We start from the raw sequence: 22,724 nt of genomic DNA, 5'->3' as shown, positions 1-22,724 counted from the left end.
CCATGAACGATACCGCCACCACCGGCGGCGCCTCCGGCGCCAGTCTGATCCCCAGCACCACCGACGCCTTCACCTACGCGCACCTCATCGTCATTGCGATCTTCGCCGTGGTGGTGATCGTCGCGATCGTCTGGGGCATGCGTCTCAAGAGTCAGCGCAAGACGGCCGAGCACGATATCGCCGAACGCAATGATGAGGTGGAGCATGCAGCGGAACCGACGAAAGCAGCGCCTGCACCGGCCGTCGTAGAGCGACCCGTTTCGCCGCCGCCAGCCACCCCGCCCGCATCCGAACCGGTCATGGTGCCACAGGCCCTACCCGCCGCGCCCGAGCCGGCAAGGCTCGAACCGTCGGTTCCGCCATCGCCGGCAGTACCGTTGGCCGACGAACCGATCGCCGCCGGCGCATCGCTCGACGCCAGCCCGGCGACGGAAGCTGCCTCGACGCCTGTCGCGACCGGCGGCAATCCTGCCGACGCACCGGTGACGACGCTGAAGGGCCTGGGTCCCAAACTGGCCTCGCGGCTGGGCGAATTGGGCGTGAGCACGGTGGGACAGATCGCGGCGCTGACCGATGACGAGGCCATGCGACTCGACGCGGAACTCGGCCCCTTTACCGGCCGGCTGGCGCGCGACCGCTGGATCGAACAGGCGCGTTTCCTGGCGGCAGGCGATCAGGCAGGTTTCGAATCGGTGTTCGGCCGGCTGTAGACTGGCGACCCGCGGACAGCCTTCGAGGGGGCAGGTTCCCCTGTGTCAGGCCGTACGATCTCTCGACATGGCGACCCGGCCGGCGAATGCGGACATAGCGACACAGGGAACGGCCAGCAGCGTCAGCAGCGCCAGCGCGAGCGGCGAAAAGATACCCATGCCGGTGTTCGCCGACAGCACCGGGAGTTGCGCAAAGGTGACGATCGCCCCTGCACTCCAGTGTCGCCGCCGGAAAACGTAGCCCCCGATCGCTGCGAAAAGGAACGACGCCGGATACCAGAGGCGCCAATAGGCCGGGGCGTCCCAAGGCTCGGTGACACCCGCGATGCGACCGACGAGGAACCAGTAGAGCAGGCTGACGGTCAGGAGAGCAAGCGGCTTCACGGGTACGATGCTCCTGCCTGCGACACTTCCGCTTCCTGCCGGATGGGGGTTGACGCGGACTGAACGGTATCGCCGTCTGACGGGGCTCGTCCGTCCCGTCATGCGTCAGTGGCTTACACCTCGCTGACGAGCATCTTGTCGATGCGGCGGCCATCGAGGTCGACGACTTCGAATCGCCAGCCCTGTTCCTCGAAGCTTTCACCTTCGCCCGGCAGGTGGCGGAATGCGGCGAGCGCCAGACCCGCCACCGTGGCGTAGTCGCGATCCTCGGGCAGGTCGATGCCGAGGCGCTCGGCAAGTGCGTCGGCCGCCATCGTCCCCGCGACCAGCAGCGATCCATCGTCGCGCACCACCACCGAGGGCGCGTCATCGGGATCGGTATCGCTCGCGAACTCGCCAGCGATCGCGGCGAGCAGATCGGCCGGAGTCACGATCCCTTCGAAATGGCCGTATTCGTCATGAATGAGCGCCATCGGCACCTCTGCCTGGCGCAGCGCGATAAGTGCATCCATCGCGTCGATCCGGTCGATCACTACGGGCGCCTTGCGCATCAGCACCTTGAGATCGAGTGCCTGCCCGCGAAACAGCGCCGCTGCGATATCGCGCGCCTGCACGACGCCGATCACCGCGTCGATCGATCCCTCCGCCACCGGCAACCGCGTATGGGGCGTGGCGAGCAACGTATCGCGAATCCCCTCCGGCCCCAGATTGCAGTCGAGCCAGTCGACTTCGGTCCGCGGGGTCATGACCTCGCGCACCGGCCGGTCGGCGAGGCGGACGACGCCGGAAATGATCGTGCGCTCATGCTCCTCGATCACGCCCGACTTGCTGGCTTCGGCGACGATCAGGTGCAGTTCCTCGGCAGTGACCTGATCTTCCGATTCGCGGTTGAGGCCCAGGACGCGGAAGACGAGCGCACTGGATGAGTCGAGCAACCAGACGAGCGGTGCGCAGACCACCGCGATGTAGCGCATCGGCAGCGCCACCAGTGAGGCAACCGTTTCCGGCTTGCGCAACGCGAACTGCTTGGGGACGAGCTCGCCGATGATCAGCGACGCATAGGTCGTCAGGCCGATAACCAGCGCAAACCCGGCGGTTTCGGCGGTCTCCGGCGACAATCCGAGCGTTTGCAGGCGTGCCGCGGTCGGACTGCCGAGGCTCGATCCCGAATAGGCGCCGGCCAGGATGCCGATCAGGGTGATGCCGATCTGGACCGAGGACAGGAACTTGCCGGGGTCCGCCGCCAGCTTCAGTGCAGCGGCAGGTCCCTTCCTGCCCGATCGCGCCATCGCTTCCAGCCGCGCTTTCCGCGACGAGACGATCGCCAGCTCGCTCATCGCGAACACGCCATTGAGCGCGACGAGAGCGAGGATGATGAAGACATCAATCCAGGGGAAGGGCGGGAGCGGTGCCATCGGCGACGCCGTCTTTGCCGCACAAGTGGCGCGACGACAACAGCCTGTGTTGCCCGAAAGACGATAAGCCGTCAGCACGCATTCAGATCGCAAGCGGAACAAGCCGCTTCGGACCTGAGTTTAACAGCCAATCGACCACGAAAGGGATGTCATGAAGTCCAAGTTGCTCGCCGTCACCGCGCTCGCGGCACTCGTCACCACCAGCGCCTGCACGACCGATCCGGAAACCGGCGAACGCCGCATCTCGAAGACCGCGATCGGCGGCATCGGCGGCGCACTGGGCGGGTATCTGCTCGGCGACCTCGTCGGTGGGCGGCGTGACCGGACCGAGAAAATCCTGGGTGCCGGGATCGGTGGCCTCGCCGGTGCAGGCATCGGCGCATATATGGACAAGCAGGAGCGGGACCTGCGTGCCCGCACCGCCGGCACGGACGTGCAGGTGACGCGCGAGGGCGACAATCTGGTGCTCAACATTCCGTCGGGCATCACCTTCGCCTATGACAGTGCCGACGTGCAGCCGCAGTTCCGTCGCACGCTCGATCAGGTCGCCGACACGCTGTCGCAATACAACCAGACCTATATCGACGTGTACGGCCATACCGATTCGACCGGTTCGGATGCGTACAACCAGACGCTGTCGGAACGCCGCGCAACGGCGGTCGCGGACTATCTGGCGGGTCGCGGCGTGCAGCCGGCCCGCATCGGCACCCGCGGCTTCGGCGAATCGCAGCCGATCGCCTCGAACGATACCGATGCGGGCCGCGCCGCGAACCGCCGCGTCGAAGTAAAGATCGTCCCGATCTCGCAAAGCGACCTGCGCTGATCTTCCCCGACAAGGGAAAGATGCCGCGGCGAAGCCGTGGATGAGGGGGGGGGGTAAGCGTCGTGCTTAACGGGAAGCTGAGCGCTTACCCCCCTATCCAACAGGAAAAACTATACGGTGCGCCGTTCCCTGAAGAACGTTCGCAACAGGTCCGCTGCCTCGACCTCGCCGATACCGCCATATACGTCGGGCCGGTGATGCACCGTCGGCTGCCCGAACAATCGCGGGCCATGTTCGATCGCGCCGCCCTTCGGGTCGCTGGCGCCATAATATAGCCGCGCGATCCGGGCGTGGGCGATGGCGCCGGCGCACATCGCACAGGGTTCCAGCGTCACCCACAATTCGCAGTCTTCCAGTCGGTCACGGCCCAGTTCCGCCGCAGCCTCGCGAATCACCCGCATTTCGGCGTGAGCCGTCGGGTCGCACAGCGCACGGGGCGCGTTCGCGGCGACCGCGATTACATCGCCGCGCCAGACCAATGCGGCGCCGACCGGCACCTCGCCGGCCTGCGCCGCCGCCGCCGCGGCGTCGAGCGCGCGGCGCATCGGGATCGGCAGAGGGAACATCGCATCCGCCCTGCCCAACTCGCGACGTCAGGTAAAGCGGCCCCGCTCTATTGCGCGTTACCCGGCTTCTCGACATTCACCGTCGGCACCGAGACGGTCTTGTCCTCCGTTCCCACGCTAACGCGAGCGACGTCCGCCTTGAACTGGGGGGCCTGCACCATGGCCGGGCGGGTTTGGTCGATGTTGACGAGGCCGAAGTACATCAGCGCCACGGCAACGAGTGCGATCACCCCGATCAATGCCAGCAACGTGCGCATCCTTGCATCCCCTTTTCGATTACCTTTACGATGCCGTAACAACGCTGCCGCTCCGACTCCGTTGCATCGGCGTCCGGCCTCGTGGCTTTCACGCTGCCAAAGGTTGACGAAAAGTCGGGGAAGGGTTAGTGGCGCCGACTTTCCGGGCAACCGAATTCAGGATCAAAAACCATGTCGCGCATCTGCGAGCTGACCGGCAAGGGCCGGCAGGTTGGAAACAACGTTTCCCACGCCAACAACAAGACCAAGCGCACGTTCCTGCCGAACCTGCAGAACGTCACGCTGATGTCCGATTCGCTCGAGAAGAGCGTGCGCCTGCGCGTGTCGACGCACGGCCTGCGTTCGGTCGAGCATAACGGCGGGCTCGACAATTGGCTGGTGAAGACGAGTGAGGACAAGCTCTCGCTGCGTTGCCGCCGCCTGAAGCGCGAGATCGCGAAGAAGCGTTCTACCACGACCGCCGAAGCCGCCTGATGCGGTGAGCGGGGCGCAATGCGCTTCGCTTGATCGTCACGGTTCGCGAGGTACGAAGGCCCGCTGCTCCGACGAGCTGCGGGCTTTTGTCGTGCCGTCCGGCAATGACATTCGGATGGATCGAGCAGGGGGCTCAGTCCAACCGGAACTTGAGCAATAGCGTCCGCTGCAACACCGACTGGTTATCATCGGAAACGAGCCAGACGATCGTCGCGCCGTCTTCTACCGTCGTCGCGACGCCTTCGAAATTGTCGTGAATCAGTGGCGAATCGAGCGTCGCCAGCAACCGGCCCCGCGCAACCGCACCGCCGCGAATCATCGCCGCCGGCACCAACGACAGGCGATTGCTGAACCGGTAGGGCAACCGGAATGCCCGATCGAGGATCAGCAGGTCGCCATTGGGGAGCGCGGTCGCATCCGCCGGGTCGAATCGACCATAGGGCATATAGGCGAACGGCACCGGTCGGGTGACAATTGGATCGCCCGGAAAAATTAGTGCTTCGCGACTGTGCAAACGATCCGCCTCGGCGCCCCGCCAGCGTCGGGTGGGAACGTGGCGGTCTTCGCCGATCGCCACGAAACGGCCATCCGGCATTCGAGCCAGCGATTCGGGACCACCGTTGTCAGGCCAGGCGTCCATCTGCCCGGGTGCGCGCTGCGCCTCTGCCCTCGCAAGGCCCGGAGCGTAGCGCCAGATTGCATTGGCACGCTCGAACCCGATCCAGATGCAGCCCGTCGCCGGATCGATCGCCATCGATTCGCTATCACGTTCACGCTTTTCCCAGCCGATGCCGGGACCGGCAGGCAGGTTGAGGAAGCGCAGCCGCCGCGGCTTCCAGTCCGCTGCCATCGTGAACGCGACGACGTTGCCGCCGTCGCTGAGCAAGGTGATTTGATCGCCGTCCGCCTGCGGCACCACCGTCAGCGCCGAATAGCCGCCGAACGCCGGATCGATGCTGCGGAGCGCGACGCCGCCCAGATAGGTGAGCGCGCCGACGCGGGTGCGGTTCGGATTCGACGGGTCGATCGCCACCCGCGTCGCGATCAGCTGGGGCTTGTCGCCCAGCAGGGCGAGCCGCTGCCCCCCGGTCCAACCGGGGACGAGCAGCAATACCGCAAGGATGACGAACAGGACGCGCATGGCCGCCTCCATAAGCGGCGTGCGGGGCAGCGATAGCCTGAACGGCGGATAACGGGCGCATTCAGGCTTCGCTCAACGCGAATCGGGCAGATGATGTGCATCGACGACGGGAAGGTCCTCTACCGGGCCGCCGCCGAGTTGGACGGATTTTTCGGGAGAACACCCATGCTGAAGACCCTGAGCCTTGCCGGTGCGGCCCTTGCGATGACCGCAACCGCTTTGGTCCCCATCACCCCCGCTGTGGCGCAGAGCCGCTATTACGGCGAACGTGGCTATGATCGTGGCTACGACCGCGGTTACCGCAGCGACCGCGGCTATCGTAACGAGCGCGTCTATCGCGGTGACCGTGGCTATTACAACGACCGCAACTACCGCGCCCGCCAGAAGTGCAACGATGGCGATGGCGGCACCATCGTCGGCGCGATCGCCGGCGGCCTGCTTGGCCGCACGATCGACACCCGCGGCGATCGCCTGCTCGGCACTGTGCTCGGCGCCGGCGCCGGTGCGCTTGCCGGCCGAGCTATCGATCGTTCGGATCGTCCCGGATACTGCCGCCGCTAGGCGGCAGTGCTTGTCCCTCGCGTAGCGTTTGAGGGCGGAGGGAGTCGGCTCGCAAGAGCCGGCTCCCTTTTGTTGTGTGGTTGGTGTGCTTCAGGCGAAAGCCGGCGAAGTTGCCGTCGAACGGGTTCGACCTTGGCCGACGCGGCTTCGCTCGTCAGTACATATGCTGCCCGCCATTGATGCTGAGCGTCGATCCGGTAACGAAACCACCCTCTTCCGAACACAGGAAGGCGACGCCGCGTGCGATCTCGCTCGCCTGGCCTAGGCGCCCGACCGGGATTTTGGCGACGATCTTCTCCAGCACGTCCGCCGGGACCGCCGCGACCATGTCGGTGTCGATATAGCCCGGAGCGATCGCGTTGACGGTGACGCCGGCCCGCGCGCCTTCCTGTGCCAGCGCCTTGGTGAAGCCGTGAATGCCCGACTTCGCCGCGGCATAATTGACCTGTCCGTACTGGCCGGCCTGCCCGTTGATCGACCCGATGTTGACGATCCGTCCCCATTTACGGTTTCGCATGCCGGGGAACGTCGCCTTGGCCATGTTGAAGCAACCGCCCAGATTGGTGTCGATCACCTCTTTCCACTGCTGATAGGTCAGCTTCAGGATCGTGCCGTCGCGGGTGATGCCGGCATTGTTGACGACGATATCGACGTCGCCGAGTTCGGCCGCGACTTTCGCACATCCTTCCTGGCATGCATCGAAATCCGCGACGTCCCATTTGTACGCGGTGATGCCGGTGCGTTCGGTGAATTCGCGCGCGCGTTCATCGTTACCCGCATAATTGGCGGCCACAGTGACTCCGGCTTCCTTGAGAGCAAGGCTGATCGCCTCGCCGATCCCACGCGTGCCGCCCGTGACGATCGCTACTCTGGCCATCAGTATCTCTCCCGTTCTGGTTGCGCGGAAGCTAGGGCAGGGGGAGATGGACTGGCAATGGCCGTAAGGTAATTTTACGTGTCCCTCAGTCCACCCAGCCGCGCAGCTCGCGTCCGATCAGTGCGCGCAGCATCGCCACGCCCGGCTGGCTATCGTTGAGACAGGGCAGATAGGCGAAGTCGGTGCCCCCCGCCGCGATGAAGCTCTCACGCCCACGGATCGCCAGTTCTTCCAGCGTTTCCAGACAGTCGGCGGAAAAGCCGGGTGCGATCACCGCAATTTTGCGCACCCCCCTGGCCGCCAGCGCCTCCAGCGTGTCATCCGTCGCCGGACCCAGCCATTTGGCCGGACCGAAGCGCGACTGGAAGGCGACGACCAGTTCGCGTCCCATCGCCTCCGACAGCAGCCGCGCGGTCTTCCGGCAGTGGCAGTGATACGGATCGCCCAGTTCCAGCGTCCGTTTGGGCATGCCGTGAAAGCTGGCGAGAATCGCATCGGGCACGAAGTCGAGCGCAGCCAGCTGCGTTTCGAGCTGCGTCTTCAATGCCTCGATGTAGGCGGGATCGTCGTGATAGGGCGGCAGCGTCCGGATCGCGGGCTGCCAGCGCAGACCCGCCAGCGCCGCGAACGCCTTGTCGTTGGCGGTCGCGGTCGTCGCGGCGCAATATTGCGGATAGAGCGGCGCGATCAGGATGCGTTCGCAGCCGGCGTCCTTCATCGCGATCAGGCGGTCGGCGATCGCGGGATTGCCGTAGCGCATCGCATAGTCGACCAGCACCGCCTCACCGAACGCGCCCTGCAGCGCCTGCGACTGGCGGCGAGTGATCGCGGCGAGCGGCGACCCTTCGTCGCTCCACACCAGGCCATAAGCGTGGGCAGACTTCTTCGGCCGGGTGTTGAGGATGATGCCACGCAGGATCGGCTGCCATGCGATGGCGGGAATCTCGACGACGCGCCGGTCGGACAGAAATTCGCCCAGATACCGCTTCACCGATCTGGCATCGGGCGCGTCGGGAGTGCCGAGGTTTGTCAGCAGGACGCCGATCTTGCGGGGCGGGATCGGGGGATGGTCGGCGGGAAGCGTCATGCCGTCGACCTTAGCGGCAGGTTGCGCACGCGGATACCGGTGGCGGCATGCAGCGCGTTGGCGATGGCGGGCGCGACCGCCGGCACCCCCAACTCGCTGACACCGCCCGGCGCTTCGTCCGATCGGACAAATTCGACGATGATGTCGGGGGTGTCGGCGAGCCGCGGCAGCGCAAGGCCTTCGAACCCGCGCACGTCGGTGCGACCCGCCGTGAATCCGGTCGACGCCCCGATCGCCTGGGCAAGGCCGAAGATCAGCCCGCCCTCGATCTGTTGCAGCACCATATCGGGGTTGATCATCCGCCCACAATCGACCGCGGCGACCAGCCGTTCGACGCGGGGGCGGCCGCCCTCCCCCATCTCGGCTTCGGCGAGCACGGCGATATGACTGCCACGGAAGCTGTGACAGGCGATGCCCTGCCCCGTCCCCGGCGCACCGCCACCCCAACCGCCGAGCGCAGCGACCGTCGTCAGGCACCGCGCCAGCCGCGCATCGCCGCCGAGCATGCCGATACGGTAGGACAGCGGTTCGGTCCCGGCGACGCGGGCGAGCTCGTCGATGAAACATTCGGTGAAGAAGGCGGTATAGCCATGCGCGCCGCCGCGCAGGTGGCCGGTCGGCACGGCGATATCGGCGACGTGATGGCGGATCGCCAGCGCCGGGATGCGATAGGGCGGCAGCGCGCCTGCGACCGGATACGGATCGGTCCCGCCCAGCGCGAACGCGGCGGCGGCAGGCACCAACCGGCGCGCCAATATGTGGCCGCTGGCAGGCGCGGCGATGCTCGCGTCCCAGGCCGCGATAGCGCCGTTGCTCGACAGCCGCGCGCGCATCCGCGCCTTCGCCGGCGGGCGGAAGCGATCGTGGAGCACATCCTCGCCGCGCGACCAGACGAGGCTGACCGGACGCTTCAGCCGTATCGCCAGCAAGGCCGCCTGCTCCGCCACCAGTGGATCGAGCGTGGCGCCGGACCTGCCTCCGCCCAGCGTCGGGTGGATCACCACCGCCCCCTCGGCAAGGTTCGCGGCCCGCGCGGCGGCGGCGCGGGCGGCCATTGGCGCGGCGGTGGGCAGCCATATCTCCAATATGCCGTCGCGATAGGCGGCAGCGGCCGCGACCGTCTCGATCGCTGCGTGAACGCCGGCGGCGGCGGTGTAATCGGCGGCGATCACACCGGCACCGTCGAGCAGGCCACCGATGGTGCCGACCATCGCGATCGCCTTGCCCTCCCCGGCCAGAGCAGTATCGAGGCTGCGGGCGATCGCCGCAGTGTCGACCAGCGGTCCCGGCGTCGCAAAGCGTGGCGCCATCGCCTCCAGGGCCCGGTTCGCCGCCCACCACGTGGTCGCGACCGCCGCGACCCAGCCCGGATTTTCGACCACTGCCAGCACGCCGCGGATGCGATCGGCGGCGGCGCGATCGGCCCGCACCAGCCGGCTATCGCCGATCGGCCCTTGCCGGATCGCCGCATGAACCATGTCCGGCAGGCGGATATCCCCCGCGAACGTCGCCGATCCATCGACCTTGGCCGGGACGTCGATCCGCGGCAACGATCGCCCGGTCAGCTGGCCCGCGCCCTGTACGCCGATCGGCAACGGGTCGGGCACCGCTTCTGCGGCAGCGTCGGCGGCGAGCTCCGCGAAACGCAGGCGTTTTCCCCGATGCACGACGAACCCGGCCTCGACGCCGCAATCGGTCCACGCCACGCTCCATCGGCGCGCGGCGGCCTTGCACAGCAAGGCCCGGGCGGCAGCGCCGGCGGTGCGGCAGCCCTCCTCGAACATGCGGACCGATGTCGATCCGCCGGTGATCATCAGCCCGGCGCGTTCCGCGAACGCCTGTCGCAGATCGTCGGGCAGGCGGGTGAACGTCCCCTCGAACAGATAATCGAGGCTGAGCGGGTTGGCGTAGAGCGGGTTCACCGGTGCCGCCTCCACCCCGACGGTCCGCCAGTCGGCCCCCAGTTCGTCGGCGACGATCTGCGGCAGCGCGGTGTAGACGCCCTGCCCGTGTTCGAGCTGCGGCACCGCGACGGTGACGTGGCCGTCGCTGCCGATCTTCAGCCACGCGCCGAACGTCGCCTCACCGGGCGCAGCGGACAGGTTGGGACGATAGCTGCGCGGCCACAAGGCCCAGGCGACGACCAGCCCGATACCGGCCCCGCCGCCGACGATGACGTTACGCCTGCTGATCGTGTCCATCGCCGCCGGCTGTATCGAGCCGGACGGCGGGAGGAAAGGGACGCTCCGCCGTCAGAAGGCGTAGCGGGCGCCGAAGATGAATTGCCGGCCGCTGTGGGTCAGCACGTTCAGCCGGTTGCTGGCATCGACATACTGGTCGTTGAACTGGTCGGTCAGGTTGATCATCTCGAGGCTGAATTTCAGCGCGTCGGTGATGTTGTAGCTGACCTGCGCATCGACGTTGGTGGTCGAATTGGTGCCGTTGAAGCTGTTGCCCTCGGTCCCCGGCACCGCCGTCAGATATTTGTCGCGATAGGCGATCGATCCCCGGACCGAGAAGCGCTTCGTCTCGTAATAGAGCGTAGCATTGGCCGCATGGCGCGACAGGCCGACGAGCGGCTGCGTCACCGTCGCGGTGCTGGTCGCCGACAGCAGGTATTTGATGTCGGACTTCACGTAGGTGTAGTTCGCCAGCACGCCGAAATCGCGCAGGAAGCCGGGCAGGAAGGTGAAGGGCTGCTGCACGTTCACCTCGAACCCGCGCAGCTTGCCGCCGCTCGAATTGACCGGCTGCGTCACGGTGAAGATGTCGTTCGCCGATGCCGCGCTGCCGGCGAGCAGCGATGCTGGCAGGCCGAGATCGGCGAACGGCACGTTGACGCTCAATGTCTGGACGAAGGTGCCGATATCCTTCTGGAAGCCGGAGATCGCATAGACCGCGCCCTTGGTCGGATACCATTCCAGGCTGGCGTCGAGATTGGTCGATTCGGTCGGCTTCAAATCCGGATTACCCGAGCTGAAACCGCGGTTGCCGCCCGAGATGTTGAGGTTGCCGCCCGGCGTCAGTGCGGCGATGCCGGCACGCGACAGCGTCTTGGCCGCGCCGAAGCGGACCAGCAACGTATCGGTCAGATCGTAGACGAGGTTGGCGGACGGCAGCCAGCGATTGTAGCTGCGCTCTGCCGTCAGCAGGCTGACCGACGTGCCGACGCCGGTATAGCCGGTCGAGACCTGGTTGGTGTGGACATAACGCACACCCGCATCGCCGCGCAGCCGGATGCCCGCATCGGCCAGGTTGAATTCGGTCATCCCCCATCCGCCGGTGTCGCGCTCGCGCACCGTGATGTACGATCCGCGCGCGGTCGCATTGTCCAGCCGGCCAACGGCGTAGAGTGGATCGGTGTAGATGTTGTAGAGCGCGGCGAATTTGTCGATGTCCGGCACCAGCCACGACGTCGGCGTGCCGTTGGGCAGGTCGATGCCGCGCCCGAAATTGGTGTGGAGCGTCGTCGCCGCGGCAAGCTGCGCCGGGGTCAGCGTCTGCACCACCGTCTCGCCCGCATTGCGGCGGCCCTCGGTCGAGGAATATTGGAACTCGCGCCAGTCGACGCCCGCCTTCAGCTTGACGATCGGGCTGGCGGTCCACTCCAGATAGCCCTTGGCGGTCTTGAAGCTGTTGTCGACCGTCTGCGGGCGGACGCGCACTTCGCTGTTGCCGTTGGTGAAGGTGTAGCTGGCCGGATTGGTGACGTCGAAGCCGGGGCGGATCGTCGGGAAGCGGGTCGAGAAGTCGTAGTAGAAGTTGTTGGAATTGACCGCGTCGATGGTGACGGTGGTCTGGGTCGGGTTGCTGAATTCCGACTTGGCGTAGCCGACGGTGCCGACGAACTTCACCGCATCGCCGAACTTCTGTTCGAGGTTGGCGGTGCCCTGATAGAAATCGGTGCGCAGGATGTCGTAGCGGCTTTGCGAGCGGACATCGACGTTGTCGAACGTGCCGCTGATGATGTTGCGCTTGTCGTCCACCACGCCCGAGCGGATGATCGTCTGCGGCTTGCCGGTGCCCGACCGGCTGAAGCTGATCGCCTGGATCTGCGATTCCGCGCGACTGCCATCGAGGCGCGAATAGAGGCCGTCGAGCGAGATCAGCGTCGCATCGGTCGGCTGGAACTGCACCGATCCCGCCGCACCGAGTCGCTTCTGGTCGATCTCGTAGGTGACGAGGCCAGGGATGCGCGGGTGGAACAGGCCCTGGCCGGCATAATCGGTCTGGGTGGCCACCGATCCGTAGTTGATCTGCCCTAGCGTATAGCCGGGCAGGGTGGATGCCGCGTTGAAGCCGCCGTTGAACCCGCCATAGGTCCAGCGCGTGATGTTCGCGCCCTCTTCGCGCAGCTTGCGCTCTTCGTACGCCACCGACAGCAGCACGCCGAACCGGCCATCCTCGGTCGAGGTGGTGACGAGGCCCGAGAAGCGCGGCGTCGCCTTGCGGCGCAGGTCGTTGTAGCTCGCCTGCGCCGAGATCACCGCGGTCGGCTTCTTGTAGTCGAACGGGCGCGAGGTCTGGAGGTCGACGGTCGCGCCGAGCGATCCTTCCTCGACGTCCGCGGTCGCGGTCTTGCGGACGGCGAGGCTGTTGAACAGGTCGGACGAGAAGATGTTGAAATCGAAGCCGCGACCGCGGTTGACGCCGCCGGAATTGTCGGTGCCGCCGGTGGTGCCGATCGCTTCCATGCCGTTGATGCGGACGCGGGTATATTCCGGCCCGAGGCCGCGGACCGAGATGTTGCGGCCCTCGCCGTTGACGCGGCTGATCGCGACGCCGGGAATACGCTGGAGCGATTCGGCGAGGTTGAGATCGGGGAATTCGGCGATGTCCTCCGCCTTGATGACGTCGATCGTCGCGGTCTGGTTGCGCTTGATGTTGATCGCGCTGCTCAGGCTTTCGCGGAAGCCGGTGACGACGATGTCCTGCCCGCCGTCATTCAGCGGTGGCGCGTCGGCGACCTGCGGTTCGGGAGCGACCGCGGGCGAGGCGGGCGGCGAGGCCGTGTCCTGCTGGTTGCCGGGCGCGCGGGCGGCCTTTTCGGCATTGGTCTCGGGTGCGGCCTGCGCGAAGGCGGGCGCTGCGGTCAGGCCGATCGCGGCCGTGGTCAGCCCCAGCGCGATCTTCAGTCCACGGATGCCGGACATGCCCATCATCGATCCCCTCGTTACTATGTCCGACCTTGCCGTAACCGGGGTCGGTTCTGTCATGCTGGGGTAGCGCCGGGGGGATGGGCAAAGCCAACCTCAAAACGGCATGGATCGTTGCGGGTCGTGCATGGGTGTGACTCCTGTCGTCTCTCTGTCATCCCCGCGTCGGCGGGGATCATCATCATGACGGTCGGGAATGGAGCCGCAGCGTCTGCCGGTATGGATTCCCGCCTGCGCGGGAATGACGGCGGAGAGGTGTAGGTCGTTGCGGGTGTTGCATTGGTGTGATCCGCGCCTCCGTCACCCCGGACTTGTTCCGGGGTCCACTCCGCCGCGAAGGCAAGACAAGAGGCTCAAGCTTTTCCCTTGGCCGCGCGGTGGACCCCGGAACGAGTCCGGGGTGACGGGGGAAGTGGGGCGAGTGGACCCCGGAACACGTCCGGGGTGACGGGGGAACATGGGGCAGGGGACCCCTATCCAGCCATGCATTGGCTCGATCGTCCCGGTTTTCGACTTGGACCCCATCCCTCGCCTCCGTTAGCGTCCTCCATCAGCCCGCGCAGACGGGCGTTACGTCACACAGGAGAGCGATCGATGACCGCCGCCGCCATCAAGGCCGTCGCCAGCCCCGCCACCGGGCAGCCGCCGACGCGTGTGCGCTACCGGATCATCGCGCTCATCTTCCTCATCACCTCGATCAACTATGCCGATCGTGCGACCTTCTCGATCGCGGGGACGCAGGCGTCGGGCGAGCTGGGGCTGTCGCCGGTGCAGACCGGGTTCATCCTGTCCGCCTTCGCCTGGGCCTATGTGCTGGCGCAGATTCCGGGCGGCGCGTTGCTCGACCGGTTCGGGACCAAGCGCATCTACGCGGGCGCGATCGCGCTCTGGTCGGTGATGACCGCGATGCAGGGGTTCGTCGGCTGGTTTCCGGTCATCTCCGCGGTTGCGACGCTGTTCGTGCTGCGCTTCCTCGTCGGGCTGGCGGAGGCGCCGTCGTTTCCCGGCAATGCGCGGCTGGTCGCGGCGTGGTTTCCGGGGCCGGAGCGCGGCACCGCATCCGCCATCTTCAACAGCGCGCAATATTTCTCGCTGGTCGCGTTCGCGCCGCTGATGGGATGGCTGGCGCACAGCTTCGGCTGGCGGTCGGTGTTCTGGGCGATGGGGCTGCTCGGTATCCTCGCCGCGCTCGCCTTCCTCCGCTACATTCACAGCCCAGTCCGGCATCCCGCGATCAACCAGGCCGAACTCGATCATATCGAGGAGGGCGGCGGTTTGATCCGTATGGAGGAGGCCGTGGCCGGTCCGCGCACCTTTACCTGGCCGAATGTGCGGCGGCTGCTCGCCAATCGGATGATGCTCGGCATCTATCTCGGCCAATATTGCATCAATGTGCTGACCTATTTCTTCGTGACGTGGTTCCCGATCTACCTCGTCAAGGAGCGCGGGCTGAACATCATGGAGGCGGGGTTCGCCGCCGCCGCGCCGGCGATGTGCGGCTTCGTCGGCGGGCTGGTCGGCGGGTTCGCGTCGGATGCCATCCTGAAGCGGACCGGCAACCTCGACCTCGCGCGCAAGGGGCCGCTGGTCGCGGGGATGCTGCTGGCGACGGCGATCATCGCCTGCGTCTGGGTGGAGGCGGAATGGCTGGTCATCGTGCTGATGGCGGTGGCGTTCTTCGGCAAGGGCGTTGCCTCGCTCGGCTGGGCGGTGATGGCGGACGTCGCGCCGAAACAGCTCGCCGGTCTGTCGGGGGGCGTGTTCAACATGTTCGGCAACATCGCCGGGATCGTCACGCCGATCGTCGTCGGCTTCATCGTCGGTGCGACCGGGTCGTTCGACTGGGCGCTGGTGTTCGTGGGCGCGCATTGCCTGCTGACGATCTTTGCGTTTCTGGTGATCGTCGGGCCGATCCGGCGGCTGGAGTTGCCGGCATGAGCATCGACCGCCGTTCGCTGCTGACCGCCGGGGCGGCGCTGACCCTGCTGCCCGCCGCCGCAAAGGGAAAGCCGCAGCCGCTGGTGGTGAACACGCCGATGGCCGCGCCGCGCTGGGCGCTGCTGCAACGGCAATTGCTCGCCGCCAATGCCGCGGCGTGCGAGGCGTTCTTCGCGAAGTACGTCGGGCCGGGCGATGCGTTGCAGGTGTTCGAGCGCTGGGGTGCCAACGACGGGCCAGACGATGCGGCGGAGGCGACCAACGACTGGGTGACGCTGCACGCGCTCGGGGCGTCCGACCGGCTGCTGACGCTGGCGCAGCGGTTCTGGGAGGGGCACATCCGGCAATATACCGCGGCGAAGACGGTCGAGGTGCCGATCGCGCGGCAGGGCATGTACTACCGCGAGTTTCCGGTGCAGATGGACTGGCAGCACAACAGCGAGGGACTCACCAGCTTCAACGTCATGGGGCTGAGCGCGCCGCGCGATGCGAGGCTGATCGAGCGGACGCGGCGCTTCGCCGATTTCTACACCGGGCGCGACCGGTCGGTCGCCAATTACGACGCTAAAGCGCGGGTGATCCGCAGCGTGCTCAACGGCAGCAAGGGACCGATGCTGCGGCAGGCGACGCCGCTCGACTGGACCGGCGATCCGTTCGACACGCGGCCGTTCCACATGGAGCATGGCGAGCAGAATTACGCGCAAACGCTGGCCCATTACGACGAATATGGCGACGTGGTCGGCGACAATCCGCTGAATCTGCAAGCGACGACGCTGGGTCTCAACGCCTATGCGCTGGGCGCGGGCGAGCGGTTTCGGGGCTGGGCGCTCGACTATCTCGATGCATGGATGGAGCGGGCGCGGGCGAATGGCGACATCGTGCCGAGCAGGGTCGGGCTCGACGGCAAGGTGGGCAAGGAATGGTGGAAGGGCGTCTACGGCTGGGGCTTCTCGCCGAAGGTGCCGCAGACGGGGGTGCGCGAGAATCGCAACCGCGTGCCGCGATCGATCACCGCTTTCTACAATGGGCTGCTGCTGACCGGCGACCGTGAGTATATCCATCTGTGGCGGCGGCAGTCGGCGCGGATCAATGCGGCGGCGAAGCGCGTCGACGGCGCGATGTCCGCTCCCAGCATGTATGGCGCGGACGGCTGGTACGGGTGGAAGCCGGGGCCGTATCGCAGCAGCGGGTTCGAGATCTGGTATGCGACGCAGGACCCGGCCGATCTGGCGGCGGCGGGGGATAACCCGTGGGTCGCCTTCCTGCACGGGCGCAACACCGGCTATGCGGAAAAGGCGCTGGCTGCCGATCTCGCGCGGGTGGCGGAGCGGGTGGCGAAGCGGGAGGCGGACCGCACCACGCGGATGGAGCGGCTGGCGGACTGGACGATCGATATCAACCCGGCGAGCGCGACCGCGCTGATCCAGACGATGACGGGCGGGATGCACATCGCCCGGCCGTCGTGGTCGCCGACCTCCCCGCCTCAAGGGGGCGTGCCGCTGCATTGCCGGTTGCGCTATTTCGATGCGGAGCGGCGGCGGGCGGGGGTGCCGGACGATGTCGCGGCTCTGGTGCATGCCTTGGGAGATCGGTCCACCGAGGTGACGTTGGTCAACACCGGGCGCGTGGCGCGGACCGTCGTGGTGCAGGGCGGGAGCTATGCCGAGCATCGGATCGATGCGGTGACGGTGGACGGCGTTGCGCGGGATGTTGGCGGGCGGGACTTTACCGTGAGGCTGGAGCCGGGATGCGGGGCGCGGATGACGCTGGCGATGACGCGCTATGCCAACCGGCCGATGCTGGCGTTTCCGTGGGATCGATAGCTTCGTGCTCCTGCGTAGGCAGGAGCACGGGTGGGTTTGCGGCGGACGGTCGGCGCCTCGTCACCCCGGACTTGTTCCGGGGTCCACGTATCCGCGAGGGAAAAGCCAGAGGCTCGAGGGAGTCCGTTGCTGCGCGGTGGACCCCGGAACAAGTCCGGGGTGACGGAGGGGTTTGGCGGACGTCGGGATTGGCAATTAGCCGCCGGGTTTGATGTACGGCGCGACCGCGAAGAGGAGGCGTTCGTCGCGGCGGGGGTCGCTTTCCACCCGTATCTGCCGGTCGAAGATCATCGTCGACCGGCGCGCCAGATCGTAGTGCGGCCATGCGGGCAGGCCTGCGCCGTTCGGATCGCCCTTCCGCGCCAGGCGGATGAAGGCATCGGCCATCCGCCCCGCCAGCCTCTGCGCATCGACGCCGTTGCCCGTCCGCGCGTTGGTGATGGCGGTGTTGTCGAACACCAGCCCGATGTCGAGCGAGTGGAACGCGCCGAGCACGCCGCCCGCCTCCGGCGCGGGAAAGTCGAGCTGGTACATCCATGTCGGCGCGCCAATCTTCGCGCGCTCCTCCGCCTGGATCAGATGGCCCGGCCATGATCGTCCTGCGGTCGAGGCGGCGAGCAATACCTGCCCCGGCGTGCGTTGCGGATAGAGTTCGCGATAGCGTGCGATGACGTGATCGACGCCGACATCGCGCGTCATCTGCGTCATCAGCCGTTCGGGCAGGTTCGCCCAGGTCGTGTCGCCGCGCTTCAGCATCGCCTCGATCCACAGGCCGGTCTCGTCGTGCGTGTTGCCGACGATCAGGGGGATATGCGCTGCCTCGCGCGGGGCGTCGGGGTAGAAGGGGTGGCGCAGCAGAATGGTGTGGTCGAGCGTCGAGGTGAAGCTGATCTCGCCCTTGCCCTCCAGCGGGTCGGTCATCGCCATCGCCGCGACCAGCCGCTCGACCGGCAGCGTCGCGAGTTCCGCCGCATCGCGCGCGCCGGCCTTCGCCATCCACGCCTTGGCGCGTGCGGTGGCGTGGTTGGGGCCGGCGGCGGTGACGTGCTGGCCGCTCATCGTCGCGGCAGCGTGGAACAGCGGGCGCGCCTCCGCCATCGCCATCAGCGTCACCACCTTCGCGCCGCCGCCCGACTGGCCGAAGATCATCACCCGCTCCGGATCGCCGCCGAAGCGCGCGATGTTGTCGCGCACCCATTGCAGCGCGAGGACGATGTCGAGGTTGCCGACGTTGCCGCTCTCCGCCGGGCCACCAATCTGCGCGAGATACGCGTAGCCCAGTCCCGCCAGCCGATGGTTGAGCGTCACCACCACCACGTCGCCGCGCCGCACCAGCCGCTTGCCGTCGTACAGCGGGTCGGATCCCGAGCCATGCGCGTGCGCGCCGCCATGGAAATAGACCATCACCGGCCGCTTTCCGGCATCGAGCGCGGGCGTCCAGACGTTGAGGAACAGGCAGTCCTCCGACGTCGGCTCTTCGGCCTTCGTCTGCGGCGAGGCCGCGCCGTAGCGGGTCGCATCAGCGACGCCGGTCCACGGTTGCGGCGGCAGCGCGCGGCGGAAGCGGCGGGGTGCGGTGTCGGCCCCGTAGCGGATGCCGCGGAACACCAGCACGCCGTCCTCGCGCAGGCCCCGTACCCGGCCGTAGGTCGTCGTCGCGATCGGGTCGGCCCCGCGTGCGCCGGTGGTGGCGGGCAGCGCCGCCATGCCGGCCAGAACCGCGCGCCGATCGATCATCCCGCGGTTTCCTCGCACAGCCGGCGCATCGGGGCGAGCGCCGGGTTATGGTTGTCGCGCCGCCACGCCATGAACAGCTCGACGGGTCGCTCCGGATCGGTGGCGAAGCGGCGGTACTGGACGTCCATCAGGTGGAGCCCCGATGCCGATTCCGGCACGATCGCCGCGGCCAGCCCGGCGTGGACGAGGCCGAGCATCGAATGGATCTGCGTGACGTGCTGGACGTATTGCGGGCTGACCCCCGCTTCGTCGAACAGGCGGATCAGCATGTCGTGGAAGTACCCCGCGCCCTGCCGCGCGTACATGATGAGCGGCTGGCCGTCGAAGTCCGCCGGTTCCAGTGCCGACTTCGCCTGCCGCGGATCGCCGGCGGGCAGCGCCACCACCAAGGGTTCGTGCAGCACCAGGGCGGTGTCGAACTCCTGCCGGGCGAGCGGCGGGCGGACGAAGCCGATGTCGATCAGCCCGGTAAGCAGCGCATCGACCTGATCGGTCGTCACCATCTCACGCAGTTCGAGGTCGATGTTGGGCAGCGCCGCGCGCGCCTGTGCGACGATCTGCGGCACGAGGTTGTAGCCCGATACGGCGGTGAAGCCGATCGCGACCTTGCCCGCATCGCCCTTCGCGACGCGGCGCGCGGAGAGCTGGGCGCTTTCCGCCAGTCGCACGATTCGCCGCGCCTCGATCAGGAACACGCGGCCTGCCGGGGTCAGCGCGACGTTGCGGCTGGTGCGTTCGAGCAGCGTCACGTCGAGGATGCGTTCGAGCAACTGGATCTGCCGGCTGAGCGGCGATTGCGTCATGTTGAGCCGCTGCGCCGCGCGGCCGAAGTGGAGTTCCTCGGCGGCGGCGACGAAGCAACGGAGCTGGCTGAGTTCGAACATGGCCCAGCCTATCGCGGTCAGGCGGCGGCCGCGAGGGCCTTGGGCGACACCCGCTCGATCAGCACGCGCAGCTGGTCATGCTCGGCATCGGACAAATCGGTGAGCGGCGAGCGCACCGGGCCGGCATCGCGGCCGACGATGCGCATGCCCGCCTTGACGATCGACACCGCATAGCCGCGGCCCTGGTTGCGCAGCGTGATGTAGGGCAGCACGAAATCGCGCAATTGCTGCATCGTCTCGGCATGATCGCCCGCGCGCACCGCCTTGTAGAAGGCGAGCGCCCATTCGGGCATGAAGTTGAAGATCGCGGAGGAGTAGGTGGTAACGCCCATGGTGAGGTACGGCGTCGCGAAGGTCTCCGCGGTGGGCAGGCCGCCGATATAGGTCAGCCGGTCGCCCATCCGGGCGTAGATGCGCGTCATCAACTCGATATCGCCGACGCCGTCCTTGAAGCCGACGAGGTTGGGGTTGCGGTCGCACAGCCGGGCGAGCGTCTCGTCGTCCACCACTGCATTGTCACGATTGTAGACGATGACACCGAGGCCGGTGGCGCGGCACACCGCCTCGATATGCCGTTCCAGCCCCTCCTGCTTCGCCCCAACCAGATAGGGCGGCAGCAGCAGCAGGCCGTCCGCGCCGGCCCGCTCGGCGTCGCGCGCGATGCCGGTGGCGATTGCGGTGCCATAGCCGCAGCCGGAGATGACGGGCAGCTTGCCGCCCGCTTCGGCGACGGCGGCGGCGACGACCGTTGCGACCTCGGCCGGGGTCAGCGAGAAGAATTCGCCGGTGCCGCCCGCCGCGAACAGGCCGGTCAGCTCATGGCCGAGCATCCAGGCGCAATGTTCGCGATACGGCGCTTCGAGGAAATTGCCGTCCTCGTCGAAATGCGTGACCGGGAAGGACAACAGGCCGCCGCCCAGGTGGCGCGCCATGTCGGTGGGGCTCATCGTCGTCGCCGAACTGGTCACTGCACTCTCCTGTCGCCCCCGCGTCATTCATGCATCGCGGGTCTTGGACAGCGTGGTACGGTGACGACGCGGCGGGGTCCAAACCAAAGCCGCGATGGATCGATGCACGCCTTGGCTGGATCGCTCCCGACGGATACACATATGTCGTGCCCCGCGCCCGAAAGCGGCCGGCGCCGCTAGCGACCCGGCGTCGGACGCAGGTGCCGGAATTCCGATCCCGCCTTCCACTGCGGCCACGCGTCGGATCGCGCCAGCTCGCCGCCGACGGTGCCGACCAGCGCGATATCCTGAATCGCACCGGCGAGGTTCCAGTCCTCGCTCCACCGGTCGCATGCCTGATGATAGCAGGTCCCGGTATAGGCATCGATCCACGCCTGCCCGCGCGCCACGCCGCCCTGCTTCATGTCCGACGCCCCGGCGATGCCCATCAGCAGCATCACCGGTACGCCGCGCTTGGCGAACGAGAAATGATCGGCGCGATAGAACAGCCCACGCTCCGGCAGCCCCTCCGGCGTTACCCGCCGCCCCTGTGTGGCGGCGACCCGCGCCATCGCATCCTCCAGCGTGTTCTGCCCCTTGCCGACGAGGATGACGTCGTTCGCGAGACCATCGGTCTGCAGGATGTCGAGCGTCAGGTTCGCGACCGTCCGGTCGATCGGATAGAGCGGATTGGCGGCATAATATTCCGATCCCAGCAGCCCGCGCTCCTCGGCCGTCCAGGCGGCGAAGACCACGCTGCGGGCCGGCGGTGGCGCCGCCTTCATGCCGCGCGCGATCTCCAGCAACCCGGCGACGCCCAGCGCATCGTCGTTGGCGCCGGCGCGATAGACGTGGCCCGCCGCATCGGGCTTGCCCTTGCCATAGGCGTCCCAATGCGCGCCGAACATCACGACCTCATCAGGCCGGGTGGTGCCGGGAATCCGCGCGAGCACGTTGTGGCTCGTCACCACCTCATGCGCGACCGGCAGTTCCGCATCGAGGCGCACGCCGTCGAGCTCGACCGGCCGGAAGTCGGGCGACCGCGCCGCCGCTTTCAGGGTGTCGAGGTCCAGCGCGGCGGATGCGAACATCCGGCGGGCGGCAGCCTCCGCGATCCAGCCTTGCAGACGGACGCTGGTCACGTCGGCGGGCTTGCGAACGATGTCGTAATTCTCGCCCCCCGGGCTGACGACGACGTTCCAGCCATAGCCCGCCGCCGCCGTGTCGTGGACGATCAGCGCACCGATCGCGCCGCGTCGTGCCGCCTCCTCGAACTTGTAGGTCCAGCGGCCGTAATAGGTCATCGTCCGCCCGCCGAACCGGCTCGCCACGGGTTCGCCCGCCTGTGCATGGAAATCGGGGTCGTTGACCAGGAACACGATCACCTTGCCGCGGACGTCGACGCCCTTGAAGTCGTCCCATGTCCGCTCGGCGGCCGTCACGCCGTAACCGACGAAGACCAGCGGCGCATCGATTCGCGCGACGTCGTCGGGCCGGATCGTGGACACGTACAGGTCCTTGCCCGCCTCCAGCGGCGTCGTGCCGGCGGGCGTCTTCAACGACAGCCGCTTCGTCGCACCCAGCCGGGTGTGGAGCAGCGGCACGGGTTGCACCCACCCGCCCTTCGCGCCCGCGGGCTCCAGCCCCAGCGCCTTGAAGCGGCCGACCAGGTAATCGATCGTCTTCGCCTCTCCCACCGTCCCCGGCGCGCGTCCCTCGAACGCGTCGGATGCCAGCGTGCGGACCGTCTCGGTCAGGCGCCCCGCCGTCGTATCCTTCGCCGCCTGCGCCAGCGCGGGGGTGCCGAACGCCAAGGCAGGCGCCAGAGCGAGGACGATGGGGAGCGCGAGGCGGAAGCATGTCATCCGGCCGGTCTAGGCCGCCGTCGCGATGCCGACAACGGTCGTGTCACCCACCGCTTGCGCTCGGCGATCCTTGCGTGGA

19 protein-coding genes are annotated in these 22,724 nt (G+C 67.4%); 6 read left to right on the top strand and 13 right to left on the bottom strand.

All coding sequences use genetic code 11. The features are described 5' to 3' along the window. Window positions 1-2 precede the first annotated feature (2 nt). The gene (locus tag LRA87_RS17365) at window positions 3-710 is read left to right on the top strand and encodes a hypothetical protein (protein ID WP_230782050.1); all 708 of its coding nucleotides are present in this window, start codon (window positions 3-5) and stop codon (window positions 708-710) included. A gap of 45 nt (window positions 711-755) precedes the next feature. Here LRA87_RS17365 and LRA87_RS17360 read toward each other — a convergent pair whose 3' ends face one another. Next, a complete protein-coding gene (locus tag LRA87_RS17360) occupies window positions 756-1,094 on the bottom strand; it encodes a hypothetical protein (protein WP_230782048.1) in 339 nt (112 codons plus the stop codon). 113 nt (window positions 1,095-1,207) lie between these two features. After that, a complete protein-coding gene (locus tag LRA87_RS17355) occupies window positions 1,208-2,509 on the bottom strand; it encodes a hemolysin family protein (protein WP_230782046.1) in 1,302 nt (433 codons plus the stop codon). 151 nt (window positions 2,510-2,660) lie between these two features. Here LRA87_RS17355 and LRA87_RS17350 point away from each other — a divergent pair, with 151 nt between their 5' ends. After that, window positions 2,661-3,332: an OmpA family protein gene (locus LRA87_RS17350; RefSeq protein WP_230782038.1), complete on the top strand. Its 672-nt coding sequence runs from the start codon at window positions 2,661-2,663 to the stop codon at window positions 3,330-3,332. A gap of 110 nt (window positions 3,333-3,442) precedes the next feature. Here the strand turns inward: LRA87_RS17350 and LRA87_RS17345 are convergent, their stop codons facing one another. Further along, window positions 3,443-3,877 carry a nucleoside deaminase gene (locus LRA87_RS17345; RefSeq protein ID WP_230782231.1) on the bottom strand — a complete coding sequence of 145 codons (435 nt, stop codon included), beginning with the start codon at window positions 3,875-3,877 and terminating at the stop codon, window positions 3,443-3,445. A 68-nt stretch (window positions 3,878-3,945) separates the two neighbouring features. Beyond that, the gene (locus LRA87_RS17340; protein WP_230782036.1) at window positions 3,946-4,155 is read right to left on the bottom strand and encodes a hypothetical protein; all 210 of its coding nucleotides are present in this window, start codon (window positions 4,153-4,155) and stop codon (window positions 3,946-3,948) included. A 171-nt stretch (window positions 4,156-4,326) separates the two neighbouring features. On the opposite strand from LRA87_RS17340, the gene rpmB reads away from it, so the two are divergent. After that, window positions 4,327-4,629: a 50S ribosomal protein L28 gene (gene rpmB / locus LRA87_RS17335; RefSeq protein WP_230782034.1), complete on the top strand. Its 303-nt coding sequence runs from the start codon at window positions 4,327-4,329 to the stop codon at window positions 4,627-4,629. Between the two features lie 133 nt (window positions 4,630-4,762). On the opposite strand, the gene LRA87_RS17330 is transcribed toward rpmB, so the two are convergent. After that, complete coding sequence (locus LRA87_RS17330; protein WP_230782032.1) at window positions 4,763-5,770, bottom strand: esterase-like activity of phytase family protein; 1,008 nt, start codon at window positions 5,768-5,770, stop codon at window positions 4,763-4,765. Between the two features lie 165 nt (window positions 5,771-5,935). Here LRA87_RS17330 and LRA87_RS17325 point away from each other — a divergent pair, with 165 nt between their 5' ends. Beyond that, window positions 5,936-6,331 (top strand): glycine zipper 2TM domain-containing protein, encoded by a 396-nt coding sequence (locus LRA87_RS17325; protein ID WP_230782030.1) that lies wholly within the window; start codon window positions 5,936-5,938, stop codon window positions 6,329-6,331. 154 nt (window positions 6,332-6,485) lie between these two features. Here the strand turns inward: LRA87_RS17325 and phbB are convergent, their stop codons facing one another. From phbB to LRA87_RS17305, 4 genes are all read right to left on the bottom strand, one after another. Beyond that, entirely contained in the window at window positions 6,486-7,208 is a 723-nt protein-coding gene (phbB, locus tag LRA87_RS17320; RefSeq protein ID WP_230782028.1) for an acetoacetyl-CoA reductase, read from the bottom strand. An 85-nt stretch (window positions 7,209-7,293) separates the two neighbouring features. Continuing rightward, window positions 7,294-8,295, bottom strand: a complete 1,002-nt coding sequence (hemH, locus tag LRA87_RS17315; protein WP_230782025.1) for a ferrochelatase — start codon at window positions 8,293-8,295, stop codon at window positions 7,294-7,296. Beyond that, a complete protein-coding gene (locus tag LRA87_RS17310) occupies window positions 8,292-10,496 on the bottom strand; it encodes a molybdopterin cofactor-binding domain-containing protein (RefSeq protein ID WP_230782023.1) in 2,205 nt (734 codons plus the stop codon). The genes hemH and LRA87_RS17310 overlap by 4 nt, the downstream gene beginning before the upstream one ends. A gap of 51 nt (window positions 10,497-10,547) precedes the next feature. Beyond that, entirely contained in the window at window positions 10,548-13,457 is a 2,910-nt protein-coding gene (locus tag LRA87_RS17305) for a TonB-dependent receptor (protein ID WP_230782001.1), read from the bottom strand. Between the two features lie 588 nt (window positions 13,458-14,045). On the opposite strand from LRA87_RS17305, the gene LRA87_RS17300 reads away from it, so the two are divergent. Next, the gene (locus LRA87_RS17300; RefSeq protein ID WP_230781999.1) at window positions 14,046-15,389 is read left to right on the top strand and encodes an MFS transporter; all 1,344 of its coding nucleotides are present in this window, start codon (window positions 14,046-14,048) and stop codon (window positions 15,387-15,389) included. Continuing rightward, window positions 15,386-17,212, top strand: coding sequence for a hypothetical protein (locus LRA87_RS17295; protein ID WP_230781997.1), 1,827 nt, complete (start codon window positions 15,386-15,388; stop codon window positions 17,210-17,212). The genes LRA87_RS17300 and LRA87_RS17295 overlap by 4 nt, the downstream gene beginning before the upstream one ends. Window positions 17,213-17,407: 195 nt before the next feature. Here LRA87_RS17295 and LRA87_RS17290 read toward each other — a convergent pair whose 3' ends face one another. The 4 genes from LRA87_RS17290 to LRA87_RS17275 form a co-directional block, all read right to left on the bottom strand. Further along, window positions 17,408-18,949 carry a carboxylesterase/lipase family protein gene (locus LRA87_RS17290; RefSeq protein ID WP_230781995.1) on the bottom strand — a complete coding sequence of 514 codons (1,542 nt, stop codon included), beginning with the start codon at window positions 18,947-18,949 and terminating at the stop codon, window positions 17,408-17,410. Beyond that, entirely contained in the window at window positions 18,946-19,833 is an 888-nt protein-coding gene (locus LRA87_RS17285) for a LysR substrate-binding domain-containing protein (RefSeq protein WP_230781986.1), read from the bottom strand. The genes LRA87_RS17290 and LRA87_RS17285 overlap by 4 nt, the downstream gene beginning before the upstream one ends. Window positions 19,834-19,850: 17 nt before the next feature. Then, the gene (gene kdgD / locus LRA87_RS17280; RefSeq protein ID WP_230782229.1) at window positions 19,851-20,780 is read right to left on the bottom strand and encodes a 5-dehydro-4-deoxyglucarate dehydratase; all 930 of its coding nucleotides are present in this window, start codon (window positions 20,778-20,780) and stop codon (window positions 19,851-19,853) included. 197 nt (window positions 20,781-20,977) lie between these two features. Next, window positions 20,978-22,645, bottom strand: a complete 1,668-nt coding sequence (locus LRA87_RS17275; RefSeq protein ID WP_230781977.1) for a M28 family metallopeptidase — start codon at window positions 22,643-22,645, stop codon at window positions 20,978-20,980. Window positions 22,646-22,724: the final 79 nt, after the last annotated feature.

Origin of the sequence: Sphingomonas sp. Leaf37 (genome assembly GCF_920939475.1) — a bacterium.
Lineage (GTDB): Bacteria > Pseudomonadota > Alphaproteobacteria > Sphingomonadales > Sphingomonadaceae > Sphingomonas.
This window is presented reverse-complemented; position numbering and strand designations above follow the sequence as displayed.

Bases quoted from the DNA above. Each gene is read 5' to 3' on its own strand.
- LRA87_RS17365 (WP_230782050.1), top strand. From the start codon at position 3: ATGAACGATACCGCCACCACCGGCGGCGCCTCCGGCGCCAGTCTGATC.
- LRA87_RS17355 (WP_230782046.1), bottom strand. From the start codon at position 2,509: ATGGCACCGCTCCCGCCCTTCCCCTGGATTGATGTCTTCATCATCCTC.
- LRA87_RS17350 (WP_230782038.1), top strand. From the start codon at position 2,661: ATGAAGTCCAAGTTGCTCGCCGTCACCGCGCTCGCGGCACTCGTCACC.
- LRA87_RS17345 (WP_230782231.1), bottom strand. From the start codon at position 3,877: ATGCGCCGCGCGCTCGACGCCGCGGCGGCGGCGGCGCAGGCCGGCGAG.
- LRA87_RS17340 (WP_230782036.1), bottom strand. From the start codon at position 4,155: ATGCGCACGTTGCTGGCATTGATCGGGGTGATCGCACTCGTTGCCGTG.
- rpmB (WP_230782034.1), top strand. From the start codon at position 4,327: ATGTCGCGCATCTGCGAGCTGACCGGCAAGGGCCGGCAGGTTGGAAAC.
- LRA87_RS17330 (WP_230782032.1), bottom strand. From the start codon at position 5,770: ATGCGCGTCCTGTTCGTCATCCTTGCGGTATTGCTGCTCGTCCCCGGT.
- LRA87_RS17325 (WP_230782030.1), top strand. From the start codon at position 5,936: ATGCTGAAGACCCTGAGCCTTGCCGGTGCGGCCCTTGCGATGACCGCA.
- phbB (WP_230782028.1), bottom strand. From the start codon at position 7,208: ATGGCCAGAGTAGCGATCGTCACGGGCGGCACGCGTGGGATCGGCGAG.
- hemH (WP_230782025.1), bottom strand. From the start codon at position 8,295: ATGACGCTTCCCGCCGACCATCCCCCGATCCCGCCCCGCAAGATCGGC.
- LRA87_RS17310 (WP_230782023.1), bottom strand. From the start codon at position 10,496: ATGGACACGATCAGCAGGCGTAACGTCATCGTCGGCGGCGGGGCCGGT.
- LRA87_RS17305 (WP_230782001.1), bottom strand. From the start codon at position 13,457: ATGATGGGCATGTCCGGCATCCGTGGACTGAAGATCGCGCTGGGGCTG.
- LRA87_RS17300 (WP_230781999.1), top strand. From the start codon at position 14,046: ATGACCGCCGCCGCCATCAAGGCCGTCGCCAGCCCCGCCACCGGGCAG.
- LRA87_RS17295 (WP_230781997.1), top strand. From the start codon at position 15,386: ATGAGCATCGACCGCCGTTCGCTGCTGACCGCCGGGGCGGCGCTGACC.
- LRA87_RS17290 (WP_230781995.1), bottom strand. From the start codon at position 18,949: ATGATCGATCGGCGCGCGGTTCTGGCCGGCATGGCGGCGCTGCCCGCC.
- LRA87_RS17285 (WP_230781986.1), bottom strand. From the start codon at position 19,833: ATGTTCGAACTCAGCCAGCTCCGTTGCTTCGTCGCCGCCGCCGAGGAA.
- kdgD (WP_230782229.1), bottom strand. From the start codon at position 20,780: ATGAGCCCCACCGACATGGCGCGCCACCTGGGCGGCGGCCTGTTGTCC.
- LRA87_RS17275 (WP_230781977.1), bottom strand. From the start codon at position 22,645: ATGACATGCTTCCGCCTCGCGCTCCCCATCGTCCTCGCTCTGGCGCCT.